At 46.6% G+C, this 23,682-nt stretch carries 19 protein-coding genes; 13 read left to right on the plus strand and 6 right to left on the minus strand.

All coding sequences use genetic code 11. The annotated features are described in order from the left end of the window. Window positions 1-59 precede the first annotated feature (59 nt). Window positions 60-2,231 (plus strand): S9 family peptidase, encoded by a 2,172-nt coding sequence (locus ACH3Y6_RS14565; RefSeq protein ID WP_490836357.1) that lies wholly within the window; start codon window positions 60-62, stop codon window positions 2,229-2,231. 90 nt (window positions 2,232-2,321) lie between these two features. Here ACH3Y6_RS14565 and ACH3Y6_RS14570 read toward each other — a convergent pair whose 3' ends face one another. Then, a complete protein-coding gene (locus ACH3Y6_RS14570) occupies window positions 2,322-3,521 on the minus strand; it encodes a DUF4407 domain-containing protein (protein WP_490836358.1) in 1,200 nt (399 codons plus the stop codon). A gap of 190 nt (window positions 3,522-3,711) precedes the next feature. Between ACH3Y6_RS14570 and yidC the strand changes: the two genes are divergently transcribed. Then, window positions 3,712-5,556 (plus strand): membrane protein insertase YidC, encoded by a 1,845-nt coding sequence (gene yidC / locus ACH3Y6_RS14575; RefSeq protein ID WP_490836359.1) that lies wholly within the window; start codon window positions 3,712-3,714, stop codon window positions 5,554-5,556. Between the two features lie 140 nt (window positions 5,557-5,696). Beyond that, window positions 5,697-6,332: a hypothetical protein gene (locus ACH3Y6_RS14580; protein ID WP_490836360.1), complete on the plus strand. Its 636-nt coding sequence runs from the start codon at window positions 5,697-5,699 to the stop codon at window positions 6,330-6,332. Here the strand turns inward: ACH3Y6_RS14580 and ACH3Y6_RS14585 are convergent. Further along, entirely contained in the window at window positions 6,329-6,682 is a 354-nt protein-coding gene (locus ACH3Y6_RS14585; RefSeq protein WP_490836361.1) for a hypothetical protein, read from the minus strand. The two genes, ACH3Y6_RS14580 and ACH3Y6_RS14585, sit on opposite strands and share 4 nt — an antisense overlap. Window positions 6,683-6,817: 135 nt before the next feature. Here ACH3Y6_RS14585 and ACH3Y6_RS14590 point away from each other — a divergent pair, with 135 nt between their 5' ends. The 3 genes from ACH3Y6_RS14590 to ACH3Y6_RS14600 all read left to right on the plus strand — a co-directional run bounded on the left by ACH3Y6_RS14590 (window position 6,818) and on the right by ACH3Y6_RS14600 (window position 9,821). Then, a complete protein-coding gene (locus tag ACH3Y6_RS14590) occupies window positions 6,818-8,239 on the plus strand; it encodes a tetratricopeptide repeat protein (RefSeq protein WP_490836362.1) in 1,422 nt (473 codons plus the stop codon). Between the two features lie 82 nt (window positions 8,240-8,321). Continuing rightward, complete coding sequence (locus tag ACH3Y6_RS14595; RefSeq protein WP_490836363.1) at window positions 8,322-9,086, plus strand: phosphosulfolactate synthase; 765 nt, start codon at window positions 8,322-8,324, stop codon at window positions 9,084-9,086. 3 nt (window positions 9,087-9,089) lie between these two features. Further along, window positions 9,090-9,821: a shikimate dehydrogenase family protein gene (locus ACH3Y6_RS14600; RefSeq protein WP_490836364.1), complete on the plus strand. Its 732-nt coding sequence runs from the start codon at window positions 9,090-9,092 to the stop codon at window positions 9,819-9,821. Here ACH3Y6_RS14600 and ACH3Y6_RS14605 read toward each other — a convergent pair whose 3' ends face one another. Genes ACH3Y6_RS14605 through ACH3Y6_RS14615 form a run of 3 tightly spaced genes read right to left on the minus strand, consistent with a single transcriptional unit; the run spans window position 9,822 to window position 11,399 of the window. Then, a complete protein-coding gene (locus tag ACH3Y6_RS14605; protein WP_490836365.1) occupies window positions 9,822-10,256 on the minus strand; it encodes an acyl-CoA thioesterase in 435 nt (144 codons plus the stop codon). It lies immediately after the preceding gene. Further along, window positions 10,253-10,837, minus strand: coding sequence for an RdgB/HAM1 family non-canonical purine NTP pyrophosphatase (gene rdgB / locus ACH3Y6_RS14610; protein ID WP_490836366.1), 585 nt, complete (start codon window positions 10,835-10,837; stop codon window positions 10,253-10,255). Before rdgB ends, ACH3Y6_RS14605 begins: the two co-directional genes overlap by 4 nt. Before the next feature lie 34 nt (window positions 10,838-10,871). Continuing rightward, window positions 10,872-11,399, minus strand: a complete 528-nt coding sequence (locus tag ACH3Y6_RS14615) for a hypothetical protein (protein ID WP_490836367.1) — start codon at window positions 11,397-11,399, stop codon at window positions 10,872-10,874. Between the two features lie 65 nt (window positions 11,400-11,464). Between ACH3Y6_RS14615 and ACH3Y6_RS14620 the strand changes: the two genes are divergently transcribed. Beyond that, on the plus strand, window positions 11,465-12,529 hold the full coding sequence (locus ACH3Y6_RS14620; protein WP_490836368.1) for a branched-chain amino acid aminotransferase: 1,065 nt from the start codon (window positions 11,465-11,467) through the stop codon (window positions 12,527-12,529). 71 nt (window positions 12,530-12,600) lie between these two features. On the opposite strand, the gene ACH3Y6_RS14625 is transcribed toward ACH3Y6_RS14620, so the two are convergent. Next, window positions 12,601-18,117 carry a hypothetical protein gene (locus tag ACH3Y6_RS14625; RefSeq protein ID WP_490836369.1) on the minus strand — a complete coding sequence of 1,839 codons (5,517 nt, stop codon included), beginning with the start codon at window positions 18,115-18,117 and terminating at the stop codon, window positions 12,601-12,603. A 304-nt stretch (window positions 18,118-18,421) separates the two neighbouring features. On the opposite strand from ACH3Y6_RS14625, the gene rpsL reads away from it, so the two are divergent. The 6 genes from rpsL to ACH3Y6_RS14655 form a co-directional block, all read left to right on the plus strand. After that, the gene (rpsL, locus tag ACH3Y6_RS14630) at window positions 18,422-18,802 is read left to right on the plus strand and encodes a 30S ribosomal protein S12 (protein WP_026767866.1); all 381 of its coding nucleotides are present in this window, start codon (window positions 18,422-18,424) and stop codon (window positions 18,800-18,802) included. 68 nt (window positions 18,803-18,870) lie between these two features. Further along, the gene (gene rpsG, locus ACH3Y6_RS14635; protein ID WP_490836370.1) at window positions 18,871-19,338 is read left to right on the plus strand and encodes a 30S ribosomal protein S7; all 468 of its coding nucleotides are present in this window, start codon (window positions 18,871-18,873) and stop codon (window positions 19,336-19,338) included. Between the two features lie 428 nt (window positions 19,339-19,766). Continuing rightward, the gene (locus ACH3Y6_RS14640) at window positions 19,767-20,219 is read left to right on the plus strand and encodes a hypothetical protein (protein ID WP_490836371.1); all 453 of its coding nucleotides are present in this window, start codon (window positions 19,767-19,769) and stop codon (window positions 20,217-20,219) included. Window positions 20,220-20,304: 85 nt separating this feature from the next. Beyond that, window positions 20,305-20,736 carry a T9SS type A sorting domain-containing protein gene (locus ACH3Y6_RS14645; RefSeq protein WP_490836372.1) on the plus strand — a complete coding sequence of 144 codons (432 nt, stop codon included), beginning with the start codon at window positions 20,305-20,307 and terminating at the stop codon, window positions 20,734-20,736. A gap of 289 nt (window positions 20,737-21,025) precedes the next feature. Beyond that, on the plus strand, window positions 21,026-21,865 hold the full coding sequence (locus ACH3Y6_RS14650; protein WP_490836373.1) for a hypothetical protein: 840 nt from the start codon (window positions 21,026-21,028) through the stop codon (window positions 21,863-21,865). A gap of 139 nt (window positions 21,866-22,004) precedes the next feature. After that, window positions 22,005-23,682: beta strand repeat-containing protein (locus tag ACH3Y6_RS14655; protein ID WP_490836374.1), on the plus strand; the 1,678-nt coding region annotated here is incomplete at its 3' end.

The following is a 23,682-nucleotide window of genomic DNA, read 5'->3' on the forward strand; positions in this document are numbered from 1 at the left end:
GATCCGTGTTCGTGATTATAAACCGGATTCAGTACTTTCAATGTCCTAAAATGACAACTATGAGAAGGTATTGGATGATTTCTGTATGCCTGCTGTTGCTGGTCGCTGTTTCTGTGCCGGCACGTTCGCAGGGACTACGTTGGACACGCGACGGTAATGCTTTTTATTCGATCGAACATGGAGAGATCGTTAAGAATGAACTGCCTTCGCTGGCTAAAACAGTGCTGGTGTCCAAAACACTGGTGACACCCAAACAGGATACCGCACCGTTGGCGATCCGTGATTTCAGTTTTTCAGCCGATGATAAGCAGGTGTTGATTTATACCAACACCAAAAAAGTATGGCGCCAGGATAGTCGTGGCGATTACTGGGTATTGAACCTGGCAGATAAAACGCTGCGCCAGCTGGGCAGGGGGCGCCCTGCTTCCTCGCTGATGTTTGCCAAATTTTCGCCGGATGGTAAGAAAGTGGCTTATGTAAGTGAATTCAATATATACTTGGAAGATCTCGCCAACGGCAAGATCACAGCACTCACGAAAGGCGGTAACCGGAAGATCATCAATGGTACGTTCGATTGGGCCTATGAAGAGGAGTTTGGCTGCCTGGATGGGTTTCGCTGGAGTCCGGACAGCAAAAAAATTGCTTACTGGCAGATCAATGCGTCTACCGTAAAGAATTACCTGATGGTGAACATGACGGATTCCATTTATCCTTTCCCCGTTCCGCTGGAATACCCGGTTGCGGGTGAAGCACCTTCACCTTATAAGATAGGTGTAGTGGATATCAGCACTGCTAAAACCAACTGGATGCAGATACCTACAGACCCGGTACTTCAGTCGTATGTGCCCCGTATGGAATGGGCCGCCAACAGCAGCCAGCTGATCATGCAGCACCTGAACCGTAAACAGAACCAGAGTACTATCTTACTGAGTGATGTTGTAACGGGTAAATCCACTTCTATCTACCAGGAGACTGATGCGGCCTGGATAGATGCAGTAGCTTCCCTGAGCGATAAGTTCTGGCTGAATGGCGGTAAAGAGTTTTTGTGGACCAGTGAAAAAGACGGATGGCGCCACCTGTACCGTATCAGCAGGGACGGTAAATCTGAAACACTGATCACACGCGGCGATTATGATATCATGGGTGTTACTGCACTGGATGAAGCTGGCGGATATGTGTATTTTTACGCCACACCGGGTAATGCCACGCAGCGTTATCTCTATCGTGCCAGACTGGATGGCTCTGCAGCGGCTGAACGGATCTCACCAATGAACCAGAATGGTACACATAGTTATACAGTATCGCCCGGCGCTAAATTTGCACAACACTCTTTCTCCAATTATTATACACAGCCTTCCCGTGAGTGGGTAAGTCTGCCCGATCATAAGGCATTCAATGGCGACCATGTGAATGCAGCTGTAGCCAAAGCCGATAAGTCAAAATCGAATGTCGAGTTCTTCACGGTGAAAACAGTGGATGGCATTGAAATGGATGGCTGGATGGCCAGGCCGGAGAACTTTGATCCGGCCAAAAAATATCCGGTTGTGTTTTATGTGTACACAGAACCTGCCGGACAAAATGCTAAGGACCAGTGGGGCGCTGGTATGAACCGTATGTATACGGGAAATATGGCGAAAGATGGCTACATCTATATCACCATGGATAACCGGGGTACACCTGCACCGAAAGGAAGGGAGTGGCGCAAATCCATCTACCGTAAGATCGGACAGATCAACCTGCGCGACCAGGCCATGGCTGCCAAAGAAGTGATGAAATGGTCATTTGTGGATACCTCACGTATAGCCGTTTGGGGTTGGAGTGGTGGTGGCTCAGCCACATTGGGACTAATGTTCCTGTATCCGGAGATCTATAAGACAGGTATCTCGATCGCTGCAGTGGGTAACCAGCTGACTTATGATAATATTTACCAGGAAAGGTATATGGGACTGCCACAGGAAAACCGCGAAGACTTTGTGAAAGGCTCACCCATTACCCATGCAAAGAACCTGCGTGGTAACCTTTTATATATCCATGGCACTGGTGATGATAATGTGCATTACAATAATGCCGAACAGCTCATCAACGAACTGATCGCTAACGGAAAACAATTCCAGATGATGAGTTATCCCAACCGTACCCATAGTATTTCTGAAGGTAAGGGAACCATTCCGCATCTGAACCAGCTGTATACCAATTATCTGAGAACCTATTGTCCTCCGGGAGGAAGATGAGAACGTTGAATGATGAATAATGAACAAGGAACGCTGAATGTTGATCGGAGAGTACTTCAACATTCAGCGTTCCTTGTTCATTATTCATGATTAATCCTCCTGTCGGGTCAGCATATTCCGTTTCATATCTTCCCAGAGTTCGTCAAAGGATTGGTTATCACTTCCTTTCCATTCCTGCATCCTGGTGCTTAGTTTCTGTTTTCTTTCCTGTTCTGCCTGCACAAAAAATTCTTTGATAAAACCGCTGTCCTGCTCAAATGCCGTCTGGTTGTACAGCTCTTTTATGGCCAGTTCACGTTCGTGATTTTTTTGTGCGAGTTCCTTTTCAAGTGCTTCTTGTAACTCCAGTTTTTTATCGTAACTCCCTTCAGGTAAAATGGTTTTGGTGATCACAGGCATCAGCTCTATCAACAGCAGGATGACCACCAGTAAATAATACCGGAATGCCACAGAAACATTGTTTTGTACCAGGTGATTCAAAGCTTCGATCCGGGTAATGAAACCGTCATTCAGCAAAGTTTCAAAAGCATTTTGCTCTTTCTGTATAGCGGCGTCTATTGCTGCAACCAGGCTGTCGCTGGTTTTGATCTGCGGAAGCAGTTGCTGCTCTTTTAAACGGTAATCGGCATCCAGTTTCTGGTACTCTCTTTGTTTGGCCTGTGCAATATCTTTCAGGCCGATCTTTTTACTGCCGCCGGTCCCGTCTGTCTCCCTGATAAAAGCATCTCTCGCGGCACTTACTTCCGCATACCGTGAATTGAGTTCCTGTTGCAGGCTGTTCTTTTGTTGCTGCAGCCTTGTTTTCTGGGATGCGTATACAGTATCCTGCCTATTCCGTTTATCACGCCTGCGTTGCTCATTGTCCAGTGATATCTGCACATGGATCTCTTTGTCGAACAGGTACAACAAAGCCGGCTGGGCCATGAACAGACCGATCACCAGTGCCAGGGCCGCCCTGAAAGCTAACGGTAAAAATCTTTTCTTGTTCGAACGGCTGATGCCTTTGATCAATGCCCGGTCGATGGTAAGGATAATGCTACCCATGAACACTCCCAGTAACATGGCAATCAGCCAGTTACCCACTACCGTACTGAAAAAATACGACCAGGCCAGTGTAGCAAAGGCCCAGGTGCCGAGAACGGTCATGCCCACAATGGCATATCGGCTCCGGTCTACTGCACAACCTGCCAGTATTTCGGGTTCGGCGGTGGAAAGCCACCAGAGAAAACGGGTCCATCTGTCCGGTACGTACCCCTCCCTTTGGGCAAAAGGCATCGTCTTTTCCTGCATAAAAAAAGCTTTCGTAATGAATGACCGGTAGAAGTTGGGTGTTACCCTGGGTTGAAGTGACCTAAAGAAACGATGAAAAACCCGCATTTTCAACCCTTCCGTCCGATTTATCGCTATTTTAACGGGTTGGCAACTTGGTATACCCAATCTTCGTTCCAAATACTACCTTTGCCGCTCAATAAAATCTAGTATGAAGACGGACAAGAATACGGTCATTGGGTTTGTTTTACTGGGACTTTTGTTTTTTGCCTATTTCTGGTTCAGCAATAAACAGCAGAATGAAATGCTGGCTGCCAAACAAAAACAGGAAGATTCTATCAGGCGTGTTCAGGCTGCCAGTATCAAAGCAGCTGATACCCTCGTGGCCAGGATGGATTCTTTACACAGGGACTCTGTAACCCGCGTATCTGCTGCCGGTGATTTCACTACAGCAGGAATGGGGACAGAGCAACTGGTTACGCTTGAGAACAAAGTGATGAAAGTCACTTTCAGCAACAAAGGCGGACAGGTAAGGAAAGTACAGTTGAAGAATTACCAGTCTTCAGTAGATCAAAAGGAAGTGGTTCTGGGCGAATACAGCCAGTTGGGTTATACTATCAATACCGCAGCCAACCAGTCAGCGCAAACCAGCAACCTGTTCTTTGCCGCATCTGCACCTGTTACCAATGCGGATAAAAGCCAGACCATCAGCTTTACGCTTACGGGTGCCAATGGGGAGTCGGTTACCCACCAGTACATCCTGAAAGAAGATGACTATATGATCGACTGGAACGTTTCGATGAATGGTGCGGATAAATTGTTGAGTCAGGGTCTGCTGAATATGAGCTGGCGCGCAGAGACTTTCCAGGTGGAACATGCGCATGATTATGAAAGGCAGATGTCGAATATCTGTTTTTCAGAAGGGAACGACTTTGACTATATCTCAGCCAAGAACGAATGGAAATTCGAGAAACCCGTGCAGTGGGTGAGCGTGGTGCAACAGTTCTTTAACAGCACATTGGTGGCCAAGAATAATTTTACCGGCGGACAGATCAACTGGGCCCGTAAAACCGATTCCAGTAAAGGTCTGGCCACTGCCGATGTAAGTCTGCAGGCAAAATTGCCGGTAAGCAGTTCGGTGAGTGTACCATTGCAATTGTATTATGGTCCCAGTGATTACAAAATACTCAGGAAGCAGGCCCCGGAAATGGACAGGATCGTGAACCTGGGCCGGGATATGTACTCTTTTGTGCGACCCATCAACAAATACATCATCATGAATGTGTTTGACTTCTTCGCGGGTTTTGTGAAGAATTATGGATGGGTGGTATTGTTGCTGACCCTGTTCATTCGCCTGGTAACAGCGCCGCTGACCTACAGCAGTTACCTGAGCGGAGCCAAAATGAAAGTGTTGCGTCCTGAACTGGATGAGCTGAAAAAGAAATTCGGCAGTGACCAGCAAGGATTTGCCATGGAGCAGATGAAACTGTTCCGCGAAGCGGGTGTGAATCCTTTGGGTGGATGTATCCCGGCTTTGCTGCAGATCCCGATCTTCTTTGCCTTGTATAGCTTCTTTAATTCAAATATCAGCCTGAGGGGCAAGGAGTTCCTGTGGAGCCATGACCTGTCATCTTACGACTCTATCGCCCATCTGCCGTTTACTATTCCGGCTTTTGGTGACCATATCAGTCTGTTTACCATCACTGCGGTGGCAACCAGCTTTCTGATCTCTATCTACAACATGAGCATGACGCCCACCCAGGATAATCCGGCACTGAAATACATGCCGTATATCTTCCCGTTCATGCTGTTATTCATCTTCAACAAGCTGCCTTCGGCCCTGACCTGGTATTATACGGTTTCCAATGTGGTAACCCTGGGCTTACAGTTCGTGATCCAGAATTATATCATCAATCACGATAAGATACTGGCCAAGATAGATGAGAAACGGAAAGCCCCGAAAACCAAGAGCAAATGGCAGGAGCGTTATGAGCAGATGATGGAGAGCCAGAAAAAACTGCAGGACCTGAAAGACAAAACACAGAAAAAGAAATAAACCAGCCATGGGTTGAATTGGGGAATTCCGGGTGGTACATCTGCTCAGGAGTTCCCCAATTTTTTTAACAGTATGCGGCCGTGCCGGCATCATATTTTGAGTATCTTGAGGAAGAACCTGATAGCAGAAAACAAGCACACATGAAGTATTTTTTTCTTTCCGTAATCACAGTTTGCCTGCTGTTTACCAGCGTGCAGGCGCAAAGGGTCATCGCAGATTGCACCATCAGTTATGCGATCAGCGCCGAGGATGGCGCTATGGATAACGACGTATCAGAATCGCTGAAAGCAAGTACCAAGAATGTGTATATCAAAGGGAATGATAGTCGCACAGACCTGGTGAGCCCCTCCTTTACCCAGTCACTGATCTACAATAAGTCAACCGGTGCTGCAGTGATCCTGCGGGAGTTTGGGAACAATAAATTCATGACGAGGCTTGACAGGGCCCAATGGCTGGCAGAGAATAAAAAATATGAGGGTATGACTGTGTCGCTGGTCAACTCAGATACCAAAACCATTCTGGGGTATGAGTGTAAAAAAGCATTGATACAGTTGAAAGATGGGGCAGAGCTCACTTTGTACTATGCTTCGGCCATTATTCCTTCTGTAAAAGAGTTTGAATACCAGTTCAAAGATATTCCGGGTTTCGTGCTGGAATTTGAAGCGCAGGAAACCAATGGCAAAAAGATCAGATATACTGCCACTAAAATAAATCTCAGCCCGGTGCAGGCCTCACGTTTTGATATTCCGGTAAGTGGATATCGTATCCTGAATTAATGTTGTGGAGGAGCTGGCGTTTTGAACTTAGGCGCCTTTACTTTGAATTTGTAAGGGTATACATAGGTAGTATTCCCATTATCGAAACGCAGCATTGAACTTACTTCCGTACCATTGCCGTTCTCTTTGGAGACAGATGTTTGCGGTCCTTTGTACTGCAGGCTTGATTTAAGAGAAGAAAAAGACAGGCTTTTGTGCGATAAGGAGCTCAGGTGTTTGAAGGAATATTTGCTGGTCCTGATCTTTTCATCCGCGATTCCTGTAAATGAGAACGCCGCATAAGCCACTTGTATGCCCAGAAGCAGCAGGGCACAAAAACCAAGTTTTTTGATGTTTTGGGTACGTTTCATTTTTACAAAGGTATTATTTTTCTTAACACCAACACAATTCTCATTTTATTAACAAACGTTAACAACCCTAAAAAGTTACAAAAAAGCCTGAAAAAGCTGATTTTTTATCCATAAATTGTATCAACCTAATAGCCAATGCGAGAAAATCCGTATCGCGAAGACCGCGAAGAGCTAAAAGAACTACTCAGGCAGTACCAGAATCTCAAGAATGGCAGAACCCATGCTTTCCTGGAAGAGGATGCTTTTGAGCGCATTATCGACTATTTTGACGAAAAAGATGACCTTCCCGAGGCGTTGGAAGCCGCGGAGACCGGTTTGTCGCAGTTTCCCTATTCTTCCCAACTGATGATCAAAAAGGCAGACCTGCTGCTGGCTACCCGCAAATACCGCGAAGCACTGGATGTGCTGGAAATGGCAGAACTCTATGACAGCCGTGACCTGAATTTATATATCTTAAAAACAGATGCGTACCTGGCGCTGGATCAACAGGCAAAAGCGGTAGAACTGCTCGAAGCTGCCTTAGACCTGTTTGAAGGAGAGGAAAAGATCGATCTCCTGTTCGAACTGGCGGATGTATATGATGATTATGAGGAGTTTGATAAAGTGTTCGACTGCCTGAAACTGGTACTGGAAGCAGAGCCCAATAATGAAGAAGCCTTGTACAAAATCTGTTTCTGGACGGATTTTACCGGCCGTAACGAGGAAAGTATCCGGTTACACCAGCAGATCATTGAGGAATATCCTTTCAGCGAGTTGGCCTGGTTTAACCTGGCTGCTGCTTACCAGGGATTGAAACTCTATGAAAAATCGATCGATGCCTACCAGTATGCGGTGGCCATCGACGAAAAGTTCGACTATGCCTACCGCAATATGGGTGATGCTTATCTGCGGTTGCGCAAATACAAGGAAGCAATCGAAGTGCTGGAGAAAGTGCTGGAACTTACCCGTCCGGAAGATGTGATATACGAAGCCATCGGTCACTGTTACCACCGGATGGGCAACTATGCCCAGGCCAGGTTCCATTACAAGAAAGCGGTGCACCTGAACCCCGACGACAGCAAACTGCATTATAAGATCGCCGTAACCTATATGCTGGAGGAGCAATGGCAGTCTGCAGTGAAACAACTGGAGAATGCCATGCGGATCCATCGTTCCATACCGGAGTATAACCTTGCCATGGGCGAATGCAAGATGCACCTGCACCAGTACAAGGATGCGATTCAGTATTTTGGTACGGTGGTGCGCCACAAAACCAAGAATGTGGCGGGATGGGAAGCGCTGATCCGTTGCCTCATCAAAGCGGAACTGTATGAGGAAGGCATTGAACAGTGCCTCGCAGCGATGAAAGCGACCGATGGGAAAGCGGTATTCCTGTTCTACTACAGTACCATATTGTTTGCACAGGGTAAATCCAAAGACGCTTTGCAGAAACTGGAAATGGCTATGGAGAAAGCCCCGCGCCAGTTAAAGAAATTCATCGAACTCAATCCTTCCATTCTCCAGAATAATCTGGTGGTAGATATTGTGGCACGTTACAAAAAAGGCAGAAAGATCTGAACGTTTTTTGCAGTGATGCCAATCCGTGAATCCTACACTCATCCGTTTCTTGTATTTTTGCGCCGGAAAAATGTAATGAACTATGAATTTTAACCTCACCCAGATCCCCGAACGTACCACTCAGCCAAGAACCTCAGGACTGACCATGGTAATGGACAAGGGACTTAGCATTAACGAAGTACATGATTTTGTAAGTGTGGCCGGTCCGCATGTGGATATTGTTAAGCTGGGTTTTGGTACATCGTTTGTAACGCCCAATCTGCGACAGAAGATAGAAGTATATCATTCCTATAACATTCCTATCTATTTCGGGGGCACTTTGTTTGAAGCATTCCTGATCCGTAACCAGTTCGACGATTATATCGCCGTGTGTAAGGATTACGGGATCACTTATGTGGAAGTGAGTGATGGCTCTGTGAGCATTCCCCACGCAGAAAAATGCGGCTACATTGAAAAACTGACCAAACACGCAACGGTGCTCAGTGAAGTGGGCAGTAAGGATGCCGCACATATCATTCCCCCTTACAAATGGATAGAACTGATGCGTGCAGAGCTGGAAGCCGGTTCCTCTTACGTGATTGCAGAAGCCAGGGAAGCAGGTAATGTGGGTATTTACCGCGGCACTGGTGAAGTGCGGGAAGGACTGGTACAGGAGATTCTGACCCAGATCCCTGCCGAAAAGATCATCTGGGAAGCTCCGCAGAAAGGTCAACAACTCTATTTCCTTGAACTCATTGGTTGTAATGTGAACCTGGGTAATATTGCTCCGAATGAAGTGATCCCCCTGGAAGCCATGCGTATTGGACTGAGAGGAGATACCTTTGATCTTTATCTCAATAAAAAATAAGACATGCGCCGTTTCGGATTGCTGGGATATCCTTTATCACACTCTTTTTCACAGAAATATTTCACTGAAAAGTTTGCCAGACTGGGATTGACCGATTGCGTGTATGAGAATTTTTCCCTGCCCAATATCGCTGCCCTTTCCGATGTGTTGGAATCGAAGAAAGACCTGCGTGGTTTTAATATTACCATCCCTTACAAAAAACAGGTGCTGGCTTTTGTAGATGAGGTTTCTCCCGTGGTAAAAGCCATTGGCGCCTGCAACTGTGTGAACATAAAAGAAGGGAAGCGCATTGGACATAATACCGATGTGGTAGGTTTTGAACAGTCATTACGATCTTTCCTGAAAGCCCATCATACCGGGGCGTTGGTGTTGGGCACCGGTGGCGCTTCTGCTGCAGTGGTATATGTGCTGCAAAAAATGGGCATTGCTGTTCAATATGTTTCGCGTAGCGCTTCAGATCAGGCCATTGCTTATGAACAGGTGGATGAATTGTTGCTGTCTTCCCATCAACTCATCATAAACACAACGCCATTGGGCATGTACCCGAACGTGGAAGACTGTCCGCCGTTACCCTATCAATTCTTAACGCCCCTGCATCATTTGTACGATCTGATCTATAATCCGGCTGAAACGCGGTTCCTGGCAAATGGCAAGGCAAAAGGCGCAACCATTCAGAACGGACAGGAAATGCTGGTGCTGCAGGCAGAAGAAAGCTGGCGCATCTGGAACAGCTGATCAGCCGGCAGATAACCTGGCAATCACTTCTTCGGGTACCGATACTTTTTTACCTGCATTGTAATCGTAACACATCATACCCGTTTTTGCTTTTCCGGCAAGAACCCATTCCGCATCCTGCATGACTTCCATCTTATAAAAAAGATCAAATCCCAGTTTGTCGAAATCGGTTGCTTTTACAGAGATCCTCACCTCATCACCATAATTGAGTTCTTTTTTGAATTCGATGGCAACATCGGCCATAATCAGTCCCACACTCCCCACTGATAATTCACGATAACCGAAGGATAACAGGTATTGTTGCCGGGCTTCCTGTATCAGTGAAAGAAAACTATCGTTTCCAACATGACCCCCATAGTTCAGGTCTGTGACCCGTATGTGTAGGGTAGTGGCAAAGGGAAATTGATCGGGTAAGTTCAGTTTGATCCGGTTCATAAGCTTGTCTTGCGTAAAAAATCGATCAGTTGGGTAACGGCTTTCTGCCGGTGGCTGTATTGGTTCTTTTCTTCCAGGCTCATTTCAGCAAAACTTTTGGTGGCTCCGTCGGGTATGAAAACCGGATCATAACCAAATCCCTGATTACCTTTCTGGTCTTCCGCTATTTTTCCTGTACAGATGCCTTCGAACAGGTATTCCTGATGATTGAGAATCAGTGATACCACCGTTCTGAACCGGGCTTTCCGGTTGGGGTTATTGCCGAGTTTCTGTAACAGTTTATCGATGTTCTGCTGAAAATCCCTGCCCTCGCCTGCATAACGCGCACTTTTGACTCCGGGTTCGCCCTGCAGTGCTTCCACTTCCAGGCCGGTGTCTTCGCTGAAACAATCCTGGTTAGTTAACCGATGTATGGTCTGTGATTTCTCGGAAGCATTGGCTTGGAGCGTATCATGTGGTTCAGGAATATCTATATCAATACCTGCTTCTTTCAGGGTAATGATATCGAAGTAGGAGCCGATTACGGAACGGATCTCATCTACTTTGTGCTGGTTATTCGTGGCAAAAATAAGTGTTGACATACTGATTTCTTTTTACGGCACGGGACTGGCGCATTTACACGTTGAACATTTTTTTCAGGCAGAGCCAGAGTTTGCTTTTCTCCAGTTTGGCTTCCTGTGAAGAGCCCAGCATGGTATCCAAAGCAGGTGACAGCAGTAACTGACAGTGATCGTATTTCTGCACCTGGTAATTCGGTATCGTAAAAGGCAATTCCACATCGCGGGCATTTACGCCGAACAAAAGCAGAAAAGCAGGCTGCAGTTTTTCTTTTAACAGGGGATAGGAAACAGGTTCCTGCTGGCAGTTCACAATAGCAACATCCCCGAGGTTCAGTTTGCAGGCGCCCAGGATGGCTGAAAGGAAGTTGAGTGACTCATCTTTCAGGTATACGGCATCTTTTTCGCTCACCAAAAGCGTAATTTTTCGTAAATTGCTGCCCAGATACCACTGACGCTCACTAGCCGGGTTCTCTGGTTGGGGCGTCTTCCTCTCCGCCTTCGGTTCATCTTCGGTTATAACCAGACTGTTCTTGTACAGATCCGCGAGCAGGAAATCGGGTAACCGTGTATTTTCTTCACTCATACCGTTTAAAATATTAACAGTCGTTAGTTTTGAATTTTTTGTTTATTTGCGTCAAATATAAAACTATGGTAGCAGCAGCAGGCATAAAGATCTCGAAAGTTGAGACGAGTAAGTTAACAGGAACCTCATTGGAGAACCTGCCATTTGGCCGGTATTTTACAGACCACATGCTGGAAGCGGATTATGTGAACGGGCAATGGAAAAATGTGGAGATCAAACCGTACCAGCCTCTTCTGATGGAGCCCTCACTGGCAGCTTTGCATTATGGACAGGCGATTTTTGAAGGTATCAAAGCGTATAAAGAAGCGGATGGACAGGTGGCTATTTTCCGTCCTTATGACAATTTCAGGCGTTTTAATATCTCTGCGGAAAGGATGGAAATGCCCACCGTACCCGAAGAAATTTTTATTGAAGGAATGCGCCAGCTGATCAATCTCGACAGGAACTGGGTGCCTTCTTTACCGGAGCATTCCCTGTATATCCGTCCCTTTATGTTCTCTTCAGATCCGGTGATCGGGGTAAAACCTTCTGAAACGTATAAGTTTATCATCATTCTCAGTCCAACCGGCCCTTACTACGCAGCGCCGATGAAGATTTATGTGGAAGAAACCTATACCCGCGCAGCACCCGGTGGCGTTGGTTTTGCGAAGAATGCGGGTAATTATGGCGCCAGTATGCACGCAACGGCATTGGCCAAAAAACAGGGATATGACCAGGTTTTATGGACGGATGCTTTTGAACACAAATACCTGCAGGAAGTGGGCACCATGAACGTGTTTTTCATCATCGGCAACCAGGCTATCACTCCTTCACTGGAAGATGGAACCATCCTGGCCGGTGTTACCCGCGACAGTGCCATTGCAGTTTTAAAAGAAATGGGACTGGAAGTGGTGGAAAAGAAATTCAGTGTAGATGAACTTATTGCGGCCCATAAAGCAGGCCAGCTGCGCGAAGTGTTCGGTACCGGCACAGCGGCTACCATTTCACTGATCAAGGAATTGAAGTACAAGGATTATATCATGCATTTTGACACGGATACCTGGGAAGTATCCAAAGAGCTGAAAAAACGTCTGGATGCCATCCGCAAAGGAGAAGCTCCGGATACCCACGGCTGGATGTTCCGGATCTGATAGATCACTAAACATAATTGATCGCCACAGGTTACAGGTTTGCTGTAATACTGTGGCGATTTTTTTTTACATCAGTCTTTCATGATTATCCTGCTGCTGCGATAATTCCCGCAACGCAGCTCAAGCAGGTAGATGCCCCTGAGCAGTCCGCCCAACGGTATCCATGCCTGTCCCTCTTTCTGTATGCCCAGTGAAATGGTTTGCAAAAGCCTGCCTGACAGACCAAGGATCCGTACAGTAGTATTCCCTTTTTCTTTTGCCCGGAAAGAAATGCGAAGGCGGTCTGTGGCGGGTACCGGAGATAAGCTGAGTTCCATTGGTTCGGGTAAAAGCCATGGATCTTCCTGTTTTTTACGGCTGCAGATCTCAAAACGATCGTTTCCCTGTGTAAGGGTATCCATTCTTACGAGAAAACGATAGTTGCTGTCTTGCTGTAAGGGTATCCATTTATCCAGCAATTTATCATGCAGCATCAGTGTGTTGGATGCAGGAAGATTGACTGCCGATATCCGTATCCGGAAGATTCCCGGCTGCAGGCATTGCAGGCCCAGTGGTATCGTTGATTCGTTGGTAAAAGGCCTGGCATCGATCGACAATTGTTTACCGGTATAAGTGTGGCTGTAGAAGTTCACATCGGGATTCAGCAGTTTGGATGCATCATTCCGGTCGTAACCAAAACGGGCGCTGTCCATTTGCAGTAATAACAAACGGTCCCAGAGAATGCTGTCACTTTCGAGCCTGAGTTCAATATGGTACCAGTCGTCGATCCGGACCGGTATTAGCGGATCGCTGGCCGGATCTGCCGATTTACTGTTTTCAGTAAACAGGATCTGTTGCCGGGTACCTGCAGCTGTTTCAACCATAAAAGCGCCAAAAGAGGGTAGTATATTGTTCACTGCGAATGGGAAACTGCTGTATCCACCCTGTTTGCCCATACCCGGATACCATAACCAGTAATGCCTGCTCACTCCGCTGCTTCTGCTGATCTTTGACAGATCGATATTGGATAGATAAGGGTTTCCGATCACATGGAATGCGTTATCCTGTGAACCATTGAGCAGCCGTTCCTGGTCGCCTGTAGCCATATTGCCTGTATAGTGCAGATTCACCGGTAAAGGCAGATACGTGCCATTTGTGCCGTCACCGGCGGGTTTTCCATCAAGTCCCTGGCCGGGTTTGCCTCTGACCAGTAACCGGATACCCTGCATTGGTGCCCAACTGTTTGCTGCAAGTCCACTGGTATTGGTGAAGGCAGTCCATCCGATTTCTACGCCGGTAGAATCGTTGCCTTTCAGCGGGTTATAATAAAAGGCGGAAGCAGCTTGTGTCTGACTGTTGGTAAAACCGTTCTGGTTTCCGTTTTCCCCGGTGATGTCCACACTGTCTGTGATCATAGAGAGGCCGATATTGTGTGTGAAGGGGTGACTCAGGAAATGAAAAACTCTTCTCCCTGTTGTAATGGACTGCACAGTGCTGATCTTTCCTGATAGATTAGTACCGGCTGCCGATGCACCGATATATGCACCCCCTAGCATCAGCAAACGGTCTCCTGTAGACAAAACACCTTTCTGTAAACTAAGTTCCCTGCTGATGAAAAGGGTATCTGTCAGCTTTACTCCACCAGGGTTGTTGATCTGCAGCCTTTGTATCCTGTTTAGAAAAAAAGAACTTCCTGAGATCACTTGTTGTACGGTATCCTGTAACACGAGTGATCCTTTGCTGGCGTCAATCTGTTGCCTGTTGGCAACGATCCCGCCGCTGATGCGTAATATATGCGCTATACTGAGGTTGCTGTTATCGTGCATGAACAAATACCCACAGCTGGCAGTATCCCGGATCTCCGGCTGATAGCGGGTGTCGGGGTATACATGTACAGATGTAACGGGTCCGGGTATCCTGCCTCCACACCAGTTGCCGGACTGATGCCAGCTGTTGTTTTCTTTACCCAACCAGAGGCCATTATTGACCGCGATAATCCGGATGGGAATAGATATGTCCGAACAGGCGCCCGATTCCACGATCCTTCTGAACCATTTGATATCGGTAAATATGGGCAGCATGCCATTTTTTTCAAGACCGTTGATTTTGCTGAACTGCTTCTTATCCGGCAACACAGACCATTCCCAGGTGAATGTGTATGTTCCGTTACCCCCTTCTGGAAAAGATCCCTGCAAGACAGAAGTGGGTTCGCCGGCACAGATCATCTCGGGACCGGTAATGAAGTTGTTGCGGATAACAGGGGTGATCTGAACCAGGATCTTTTTGACGGACCGGTTAATTCCATCGCTGATGATTGCGGTGAGTGTGTCTAAACCTGATGCATTCTCCAATGCCCGGTAGTGGATATTTTCCGGCCGCATGATTTTTCCTTTTGTTGTTGCAGAGCAATGATTGCCGGTAATCATTGCTGTTTGGGAGCCGGGCCTGATCTCCCAGCTAAGTGTGTCATTGATCTCATCGTCTGTAACTGTGAGAAAGGAGGATAAGGAAACAGAAGTACTGCTCCCGCAGACCTGTATCGTATCCGTTTCCACTGAAACAAATTGTGGTGCGATACCATCCAGCCTGATGCGGGTATCTTTTTTTGATAAGGGCAGGTTGAGGGGTACGGGATTGTTGTTCTCATCTGTAATAGTTGCCTGACCCAAACTGATCATAGCTGGCAGGCTGATGCCTTTTTTATCCGTATCCCGGGATTGGATCCTGTAGACAAAGTAAAGCTGTTTTGTACCCGACCCCTTAACATAGGTAGCTTTCCGGCTGCCTGATGCGGTATTGAGATCGAGGTAGGGAACTGTTGTAAGTGTAGAAACCCATACCGTTTCTGAGTAATCTGCCACAAAAACCAAAGAATCGCCCGCTGGGTATACCCGCTCTACAGGAACCTGGAATCCGGTGATGGTGGCCCTAAGCGGGTTAATGAAAATACTATCCAGTTTCCCGATGTTGCGTAAGAGAGCGTTTACAGGATTACCGATAGCATCATGTAGGGATACTGCACTGTCAAAGATGGAGGCAGACAGTTTGATGCCTTTTGCTTCCGTATCGATCCGCTGGATGCAGTAGTGGAAAAGAAGCGTATTACTGCCACTGCCTGATAGATAGACAGCAGATCTTTTTTTGCTACCGAACGAAAGTTCAATGGACGGGATACCAAGCGTAGTATCTACCCATACCTTTTTGCTAAAGCTGATACGGAAGCACAGGGTATCGCCAGTCAGGTAGGTATTAGGCTCAGGGGGATTGACAAATGTAACTACGGGCAGAATGGCATCCACTAGAATGGACCCTGCGGGTAAGGTATTGGTAAAGCTGGTACTGGCCGTATTGCCCGCTGCATCTTTCAGTACCGAACTTCCCATGTTGAGCGAAGAAGTTGTTCTGATACCATCTGCATCAGCATCGCCCGGTTGTATGATATAGCGCAATACGATGCTGTCAGTACCCGATCCGCTGACATAGATGGCTGGCCGGGAGCGGGTGCCGATGGTAAGCGTAAGAGAGGGACTGCCGTTACTGAGCCATACTTTTTCAGAGAATCGCACATGGAAATCCAGCGTATCTCCCGTTTTGTAGAGATTCCCGGGTGGATGTTTGACAGAAAGAATACTGGGTTTGCGTGCATCGATCCCGTCGGAAGACTGGTGGATGTCCAGCTGGTATTGGGCTGTATTGCCAGTTTCATCCTGCAAGGAAATCAGTACCGGGATACTGTCTGCTGCAGCGATCTCCTTTCCATTATTGGTTATGTTACTGTGTGCGCTATAACTGCTGTCGTTCACTTTTGTAAAACCCATCAGCGGGAAGCTGGCGATTGTTCCAGATAATAGCCGGATGTTTTCTTTGTCCGGAACCACGGTGAGACTGACCCCAATGGTATCACCTATCTTGAAGCTAGTATCCGGGATACGGATCTGTCTGATCAGTGGTGGGGTTTTGTCTATCTGATATGAAGTTGTTGCGGTAAATGGCGTGTTATCAATCGGAACGGAAATGCCGCTGTCGTTCTGGAGGCGGATAGATAAGGTGCCATCCCCATTGCCTGTGGCAACTGTGATGGTATAATGCGATGTGTCACCCGTAACAGACCTGATGCTTGCTCCTGTGATGGTTTCACTGACTGGTATAAAATGTGTCGTGCGCAAGCCTCTGATCGTGTGGCTGGTTCGAAAGAGAAAGACAACCTGGCTGGCATTGGTTGTTGTGTTGGATAAACTGCCGAGTGAGATGATGGTGACAGGGGTCACAAATGGATATACCCGGCCATACGATTTACCGCCACTGTTAATGGCATATGCCCTGACTTCGATCTGCGTTCCCGCAGGGAGTTGACGGATGTTTTGCGAGAAATTGCCCAAACCCGATCCCATGCTGATCAGCCGTTCTTCTGAAGTACTGTCGCCCAGAATCTTCCAGCTAATACCCCGGTCTGTAACCGGGGCGCCTCCTTCATCCAAAACAGATCCTCCCAATACTGCAGTGGATGATGTGACGGAGGAAGGAACCAGGGTAGTTACAGAGGGAGCTGTAATGGCAGTGGTAAAACTTTTGATGGTACTGCTGTCTTCTCCATGCAGGTTGGTTGCAGTAAAATAATAATGATAAGATCTGCCTGGTACAAGGTCACTTAATTTTGCAGTAATAACCGTATTTCCGCTGCCACCTGGCAATATATCCGGCACAGGATGTAACATGATAGGGTTGCTAAAAGTCTCATTGGTATCGTAATACAACCGGATGGATGTGTTCTGGAAATGATCATCTGCTAAAACGGACAGTAAAGCGGAGCCGGATGTTATGGAATCTGCTCCCGGATTACTGAGCAGGGGAGGGCCGCTGTTCAGGCTGGCTGAGAAAGCAAAATCGTCGATGGCCATAATGTCGTCGCTACCGTTTTCGTCGGCATCGTCCCAGCGGAGTAACAGCTGCTCCCCGTTTTTCCAGCTGATGCCGGAAAGGGTAACAGAGATCCGCTGCTGGTTATCTGGCAGGTTGCCGTTCAGGCTGCTGGCGGTGCTGGTGGTAATGAGGGACAGGAAATTAAGTCGAGGCTCAGCTATCAGTCCGCTGTCTGATAACTGGCTTGCCTGGCTGGTTTTATACCGGAAGGTCCAGGTATTTTTATTGGTGGAGCCCCCTTTTCGCCACTGTTCTGCCGTAAAACTCACGGTGAAACTGTTGAGAATGGATCCGGTCTGGTTGGTCAGGATCACTCCAAAAGCATAGATGCCGGTGCTGGAAGCCAGTGAACCCAATGACCTCTCTGTTGAGCCGGCATTTCCCAGGCTGTACACGCCATTTCCGGTAGAAGTTCCCGTGCTGGTGGCAAAACTGGCATTTGCATTGGATCCGGCTGTCATCAGCAACTGCCAACCAGCGAGGTTCAGGGAGCGGATAGGGGGGTCAGATAGGGTAAAAGGGCCCTTCCCCATAAGGGAAAAGCTGCCTGAAGCAGGTAATCCGTCAAAATTCTGTGTGTAGGTAGATCCGACCGTGGTGTAGGGTACCGGTACCAGGCCGGTTTGGGCCGGGCAAAGAGAGGTTCCCCAATAAAAGAGGCTGGTCAGGATCAGGAAAAAGCTTCTCATCTGGTTATCTTTGAAGATGAACAATGATCCAGTTGGGAAGGGTTACGGGGTAAAATTAGAAGGGGCAGGAGCCAAATCCAATATCATTGGAAAAACTGGGTGGTAAAACGGGTGATCGGTCAGGTAGTAATACGGGGGTAAGTGGTTGGAGAAACTTTCTTATCCACAAAAAAGGTTTCCCGGAAGGCCTGTTTTGGGTATAGATACCCGGTTTTTGGACATTTGGCAGGAAAACTTTGGAAAACATTTTGGTTTTTCCGATCCAGCCATTACCTTTGCCGTCCGAAATTTTAAACGGTTTAGAATGCCTACAATACAGCAATTAGTAAGAAAAGGTCGCGAAATTATCAGGGCTAAGAGTAAATCCAGGGCTTTGGATGCATGTCCACAACGTCGTGGTGTTTGTACCCGTGTGTACACTACTACGCCTAAAAAGCCAAACTCAGCGCTGCGTAAAGTTGCGAAAGTGCGTTTGACCAATAAGGTAGAAGTGATCGCCTATATCCCGGGTGAAGGCCATAACCTGCAGGAACACTCTATCGTACTGATCCGTGGTGGTCGTGTGAAAGACTTACCGGGTGTACGTTACCATATTGTACGTGGTAGCCTGGATACTGCTGGTGTAAAAGACCGTAAGAAAAGCCGTTCTAAATACGGTACTAAGAAAGAAAAAGCGAAAAAATAATTTCTCAATAAAAGGCTGAGTAAAGTTTTAATACTTGAAGAAATTCAGCCGAAAGTAAAAATTAGAACATGCGTAAAGCACAAGCCAAAAAATTACCTCTCGCTCCGGACGGACGTTTTAATGATAAACTGGTTACCCGTTTTATCAATAACCTGATGTGGCAGGGTAAAAAAAGTACCGCTATCAATATTTTCTATGATGCGGTTGATAAAGTAACCAAAGCCACTGGTGAGGACGGATATGAGACCTGGAAAAAGGCGATCGCTAATGTTACGCCTTCTGTAGAAGTACGTAGCCGCCGTATTGGTGGTGCTACCTTCCAGATCCCTGCTGAGGTTCGTGCTGACCGTAAGATCTCCCTGAGCATGAAATGGCTGATCCGCTACAGCCGCGAAAGGAATGGTCGTACTATGGCAGACAAACTGGCCAATGAGATCATGGCTGCCGCCAAAGGCGAAGGCGCTGCTTTCAAGAAGAAAGAAGATACCCACCGTATGGCAGAAGCTAATAAAGCTTTCTCTCACTTTAAGGTATAAATTAATTAATTCCATATTATTTTCTAAGGCCCTGGTTATCAGGGCCTTTTTTATTTTGTAGATTTTTTTTGAAAAAAAACTTGGTAAATCACTACAAAATTCTGTAGTTATCTATAACTTTGTAGTGTAATTACTACTGACCTATTTGAAGTAGTGACAAATCCAATCCAAGTCCTTGTAAAAGCTAGTCTTTACAATCCAATCTATTCTGATTCTTTGATTTTAATGGAAGTTCAACGCTACATCCTTCCGAATCTATCGGTTTTCCTGCCGAAATCGGACCCCGGATCGTGTTATTCGCATTATTAAAGAATCATCCCCTCTGTTAACCTGCTTACTTCAGATATTTTCTGAAAAACAACCCTGGTTGCCTGTATGCACCTGGATGGTAAGTAAAAGTTTAGTAAGACAGCTTTTGATCAGTTATTATGAAAACAAGACTAACCACTTTATTCATTTTGCTTGGTATTTTCCTTGTAACGGGTTGTACCAAGAGTTCCGATATTCTGGAAACAAGAGAAGAAAAAGTGGTCGCTTATCTCACCGGTGCAGGTAACAAATACTGGCACCTGAAAGAAGTCTATGTGAATGCCGTAAAGCAGGTACTCACTGATGCGCAGCTACGTTTCACCAAGACATATACCATTGATCCCACCAATACAGACCCTACCAGACCCCGTGGCAGTTTCGTGAATTCTGATGGGTATAATGGCACCTGGAAACTGATCGGTGGCGGTGAAACCCTGTATGAGACTTTCCTTAATAATCCTGCAGGACCTGTTGCGATCTCTTTTATTATCAATGATGTTTCTTCTGATAAACTGGATATAGAGTATACCCTGAACATGAAAACCCAGCGCGAAGTGTATTATGCCTATTAAGAAGATCATATATCTCTTTATAGTGCTGATGCTTACCTACGCAACGGGCAAGGCACAGACTCCTTTCAGCATTTCATCATTTGCTATGTCTGCTGGTTCTGTGACCACTGCAGGCGGTAGTCCGTTCGTGGGGGATGGTAAAGGAAAGTGTTTGAATATTTCTTCCGGATTAGCCACGTTGTCGCAGGCTACCAATGCCAAGGGGGTATTTGGTGCATCCTGTACAGAAGTGCCGCCGGTGGCTACGGTGCTCGTGAGCATGACTTCTTTGAACGTTTATCCAAACCCTACCCGAAGCACCAGTATCCTGAAATGTGAGGGTCAGTTTGATGCGAATCTGTTTTGCCAGGTTAGGATCATGAGTATGGAAGGCCGGGTGATGATGAACCAGATGGTACCCATGAAGGAGCTGCAGTCGGGGTACACGCTGAATGTGGGTGCTTATGCTGCTGGTGTTTATGCGATCAGCGTTGATTTTATGAACCAGCATTATAATTTGAAGTTGATAAAATTATAATAGCACCGGGGAGAAGGATTAGACCTTAATCGGTACATTTGTAGTAACGCAACTACAGTTAAGGCCTATCGAAAATTGTGATTCGAAAGTTTGAATATCTATTTACTGGGGGGTAATAGTCCATATATCCTATGAAAAACTATTTCTGATTCCCCATATATCCTATGAAAAACCATTTTTTGGAATGCTTATCCTATGAAAAACTATTTCTATAAAGTGATAGCATATGTATAATATAATGTCTATCAATTCTATTTTATATAAAATTCAGTTCATATAAATTCATTTTATGAAACTCGTTTTAGTCAGGACTTTGCTGATTGCTTCTCTGGTTTTTATTGCCGGAACGATCATTGCGCAACCTCCTCCTGCTATGAACTACCAACTGGTGGCTAAGGATCCTTTGGGGAATGTGGCTAAAAACCGCAAAATTTATACAAAAATCATCATCTACCAGTCTTCGCCTACCAATGGTCCCAAGGTATGGGAAGAGTCGCATGTGACGAATTCGAATGATGATGGTGTATTCACGGTTGTGATTGGTCAGGGCACCAAATCGGCCACAACAACCCTGCAAAACATAGGAGAGATACCCTGGGCCAATGGTCCCTTCTTTCTGAATACCAAAGTAGCAGTTGAGCCATCAGTTCCTGCTGCCTGGTGGGTGGCTACTGATAATTATCTGGATATGGGTACCACGCAGATGCTGAGTGTACCCTATGCTTTATTTGCGGGTAATGCGAGTGTTACGAATGTGAATACGAGTATCCAGGCGGGACCACCCAATACGTTTCTGATTACAGATAGTTTAGGTAATGTTAACTGGCAAACACCACAGGCTGCGAATCAATCGGTAACAACCATTACGAATCTCAATCTGAAACTGGATGTTTTTGGTGGAACCAATGTGAATATTCCTCCGAATACGACTGCGGTGGTTACTGTAGCTGTTCCGGGAGTACGGAAGGGAGATCCTATTATCGTTACGCCACAGGATGATTATCCGGACTGGTCGATATACAGTGCCTGGGTGGCGCAGGATGATCTGGTACGGATCCGGTTTGCCAATTTTACTGCCCAGCCGGTACCGGTGTTGGGAAGTCAGTATAAAATAGTAGTAATTAAATAAGTATTGAATATTTCAGAGATAATTGTTTTGCCGGATGTTATCAGATCTATTTAATAATGTATAGACTAACTGAGAAATCAAATTAATCGTGATTAAGTTGAGAAGCAATTTTACCAAGCATGTCTTAGTTATCTGCGTCATGCTTTTCTCATTGGTGACAGTAACCAATGCGCAGCGCTTAGGAGATAACCTGGGAACGCATCGTGCTTCCGACACCCTCCGGATGACCAATAATTTTATTGTAAATGCCAAGGGCATTGTTATTGGTAACACTACTGTACTGAATAACAGTGTGGCCTTACAGATCGATGCATCCAATAAAGCTTTACTGATACCGCGTGTATTTGACACCGCATTGATCCTGCAGCCGGTAAATGGTATGTTGGTATATCAGACCGGGAATGACAAATTCTATGTTCGCCAGGGAGGAACCTGGATCACCTTTGGAACTTTCAGCGGCGGTGTAACTACGCTGAACGGAGAGTTGGGCGATATTACGGTGAACGGTGATAATAACGGGATTTCAGTCACGAAAAATGGAAATACTTTAACGATTGTAGCGGATAATACAGCTGCTATCTGGAATGCTAACCAATTGGTAGGAAGGGCGATATCCGGAACTTTGCCGGCATCGGGCCAGGTATTACAATGGAATGCAGCAACAGCCATGTGGGAGCCCAGGTCTATTTCGCAGATCAGTTTGTCTGGCACAGGCCTGAGGACAGATTCGGTAGTTACTACGCTGAATGGCAGTTTACGGAAGATAGCGTCCAATAATTTTATTTTTGTAACGGATACGGCCAACATGCTGAAGAACCTTCTGCGTGTGAGTGATACGGCCGCTATGTTGTCGAAAGTTGTTAAGTATTCGGATACGGCTGCCATGTTAAGCGGCTACGTGCGTACTGGAAATGTTCCAGTTACGGGTGTCACTTCGGTATCTGTTGTGGAGGCTAACGGCATATCTGCAACAGTGGCGAATTCCACCACTACGCCTGCCATTACGATGAGTTTAGGGAACATTACACCAACTTCTGTGACAACGAGTGGTGCTATCAGTGCGACTACGTTGGCTGGTACACTGACAACAGGCGTGCAACCTAATATCACCAGTATTGGAACTTTGAACAACCTGACGGTGAGTGGTTCAGTTAACTCCAGTAATCTGAGTTCTACAACAGCTACTATTGGTAACCTGAGTACTTCCGGCACAATAACAGCCGGTACTGTAAATGCGACAACGATCAATGGTGTCAATAACCTGACTGCATCCGGCACAGTAGCGGCCGGAACTCTGAGTGCAACCAACGCAACGATCGCGAATCTGAGTGGCTTGAGTAGCCTGACTACTAGCGGAACCGTATCTGCTGGAACAGTAAGTACTGCAACGATCAATGGTGTCAATAATCTGACCGTATCCGGTACAGTAACGTCTGGAACGGTCAGTTCGACCAATGCAACGATTGCGAACCTGAGTGGCTTGAATAGCCTAAGTACGAGTGGAACTGTATCTGCTGGAACAGTGAGTACTACAACGATCAATGGTGTAAATGACCTGACTGCATCAGGCACAGTAACGGCCGGAACTTTGAGTGCATCAACTGCGAATATTGCTACCTTAAATGGCTTGAGTGGCTTGACTACCAGCGGCACAGTAACAGCCGGAACGGTAAGTTCGACCAATGCAACGATTACGAACCTGAGTGGCTTGAACGGTCTGACCACTAGTGGCACAGTGATAGCCGGAACTCTGAGTGCATCAACTGCGAATATTGCTACCTTAAATGGCTTGAGTGGCCTGACTACTAGTGGAACAG

The organism is Sediminibacterium sp. FW305-C-269 (genome assembly GCF_058231045.1).

Coding starts and splice junctions, on each gene's coding strand:
- ACH3Y6_RS14565 (WP_490836357.1), top strand. CDS start 60: ATGAGAAGGTATTGGATGATTTCTGTATGCCTGCTGTTGCTGGTCGCT.
- ACH3Y6_RS14570 (WP_490836358.1), bottom strand. CDS start 3,521: ATGCAGGAAAAGACGATGCCTTTTGCCCAAAGGGAGGGGTACGTACCG.
- yidC (WP_490836359.1), top strand. CDS start 3,712: ATGAAGACGGACAAGAATACGGTCATTGGGTTTGTTTTACTGGGACTT.
- ACH3Y6_RS14580 (WP_490836360.1), top strand. CDS start 5,697: ATGAAGTATTTTTTTCTTTCCGTAATCACAGTTTGCCTGCTGTTTACC.
- ACH3Y6_RS14585 (WP_490836361.1), bottom strand. CDS start 6,682: ATGAAACGTACCCAAAACATCAAAAAACTTGGTTTTTGTGCCCTGCTG.
- ACH3Y6_RS14590 (WP_490836362.1), top strand. CDS start 6,818: ATGCGAGAAAATCCGTATCGCGAAGACCGCGAAGAGCTAAAAGAACTA.
- ACH3Y6_RS14595 (WP_490836363.1), top strand. CDS start 8,322: ATGAATTTTAACCTCACCCAGATCCCCGAACGTACCACTCAGCCAAGA.
- ACH3Y6_RS14600 (WP_490836364.1), top strand. CDS start 9,090: ATGCGCCGTTTCGGATTGCTGGGATATCCTTTATCACACTCTTTTTCA.
- ACH3Y6_RS14605 (WP_490836365.1), bottom strand. CDS start 10,256: ATGAACCGGATCAAACTGAACTTACCCGATCAATTTCCCTTTGCCACT.
- rdgB (WP_490836366.1), bottom strand. CDS start 10,837: ATGTCAACACTTATTTTTGCCACGAATAACCAGCACAAAGTAGATGAG.
- ACH3Y6_RS14615 (WP_490836367.1), bottom strand. CDS start 11,399: ATGAGTGAAGAAAATACACGGTTACCCGATTTCCTGCTCGCGGATCTG.
- ACH3Y6_RS14620 (WP_490836368.1), top strand. CDS start 11,465: ATGGTAGCAGCAGCAGGCATAAAGATCTCGAAAGTTGAGACGAGTAAG.
- ACH3Y6_RS14625 (WP_490836369.1), bottom strand. CDS start 18,117: ATGAGAAGCTTTTTCCTGATCCTGACCAGCCTCTTTTATTGGGGAACC.
- rpsL (WP_026767866.1), top strand. CDS start 18,422: ATGCCTACAATACAGCAATTAGTAAGAAAAGGTCGCGAAATTATCAGG.
- rpsG (WP_490836370.1), top strand. CDS start 18,871: ATGCGTAAAGCACAAGCCAAAAAATTACCTCTCGCTCCGGACGGACGT.
- ACH3Y6_RS14640 (WP_490836371.1), top strand. CDS start 19,767: ATGAAAACAAGACTAACCACTTTATTCATTTTGCTTGGTATTTTCCTT.
- ACH3Y6_RS14645 (WP_490836372.1), top strand. CDS start 20,305: ATGTCTGCTGGTTCTGTGACCACTGCAGGCGGTAGTCCGTTCGTGGGG.
- ACH3Y6_RS14650 (WP_490836373.1), top strand. CDS start 21,026: ATGAAACTCGTTTTAGTCAGGACTTTGCTGATTGCTTCTCTGGTTTTT.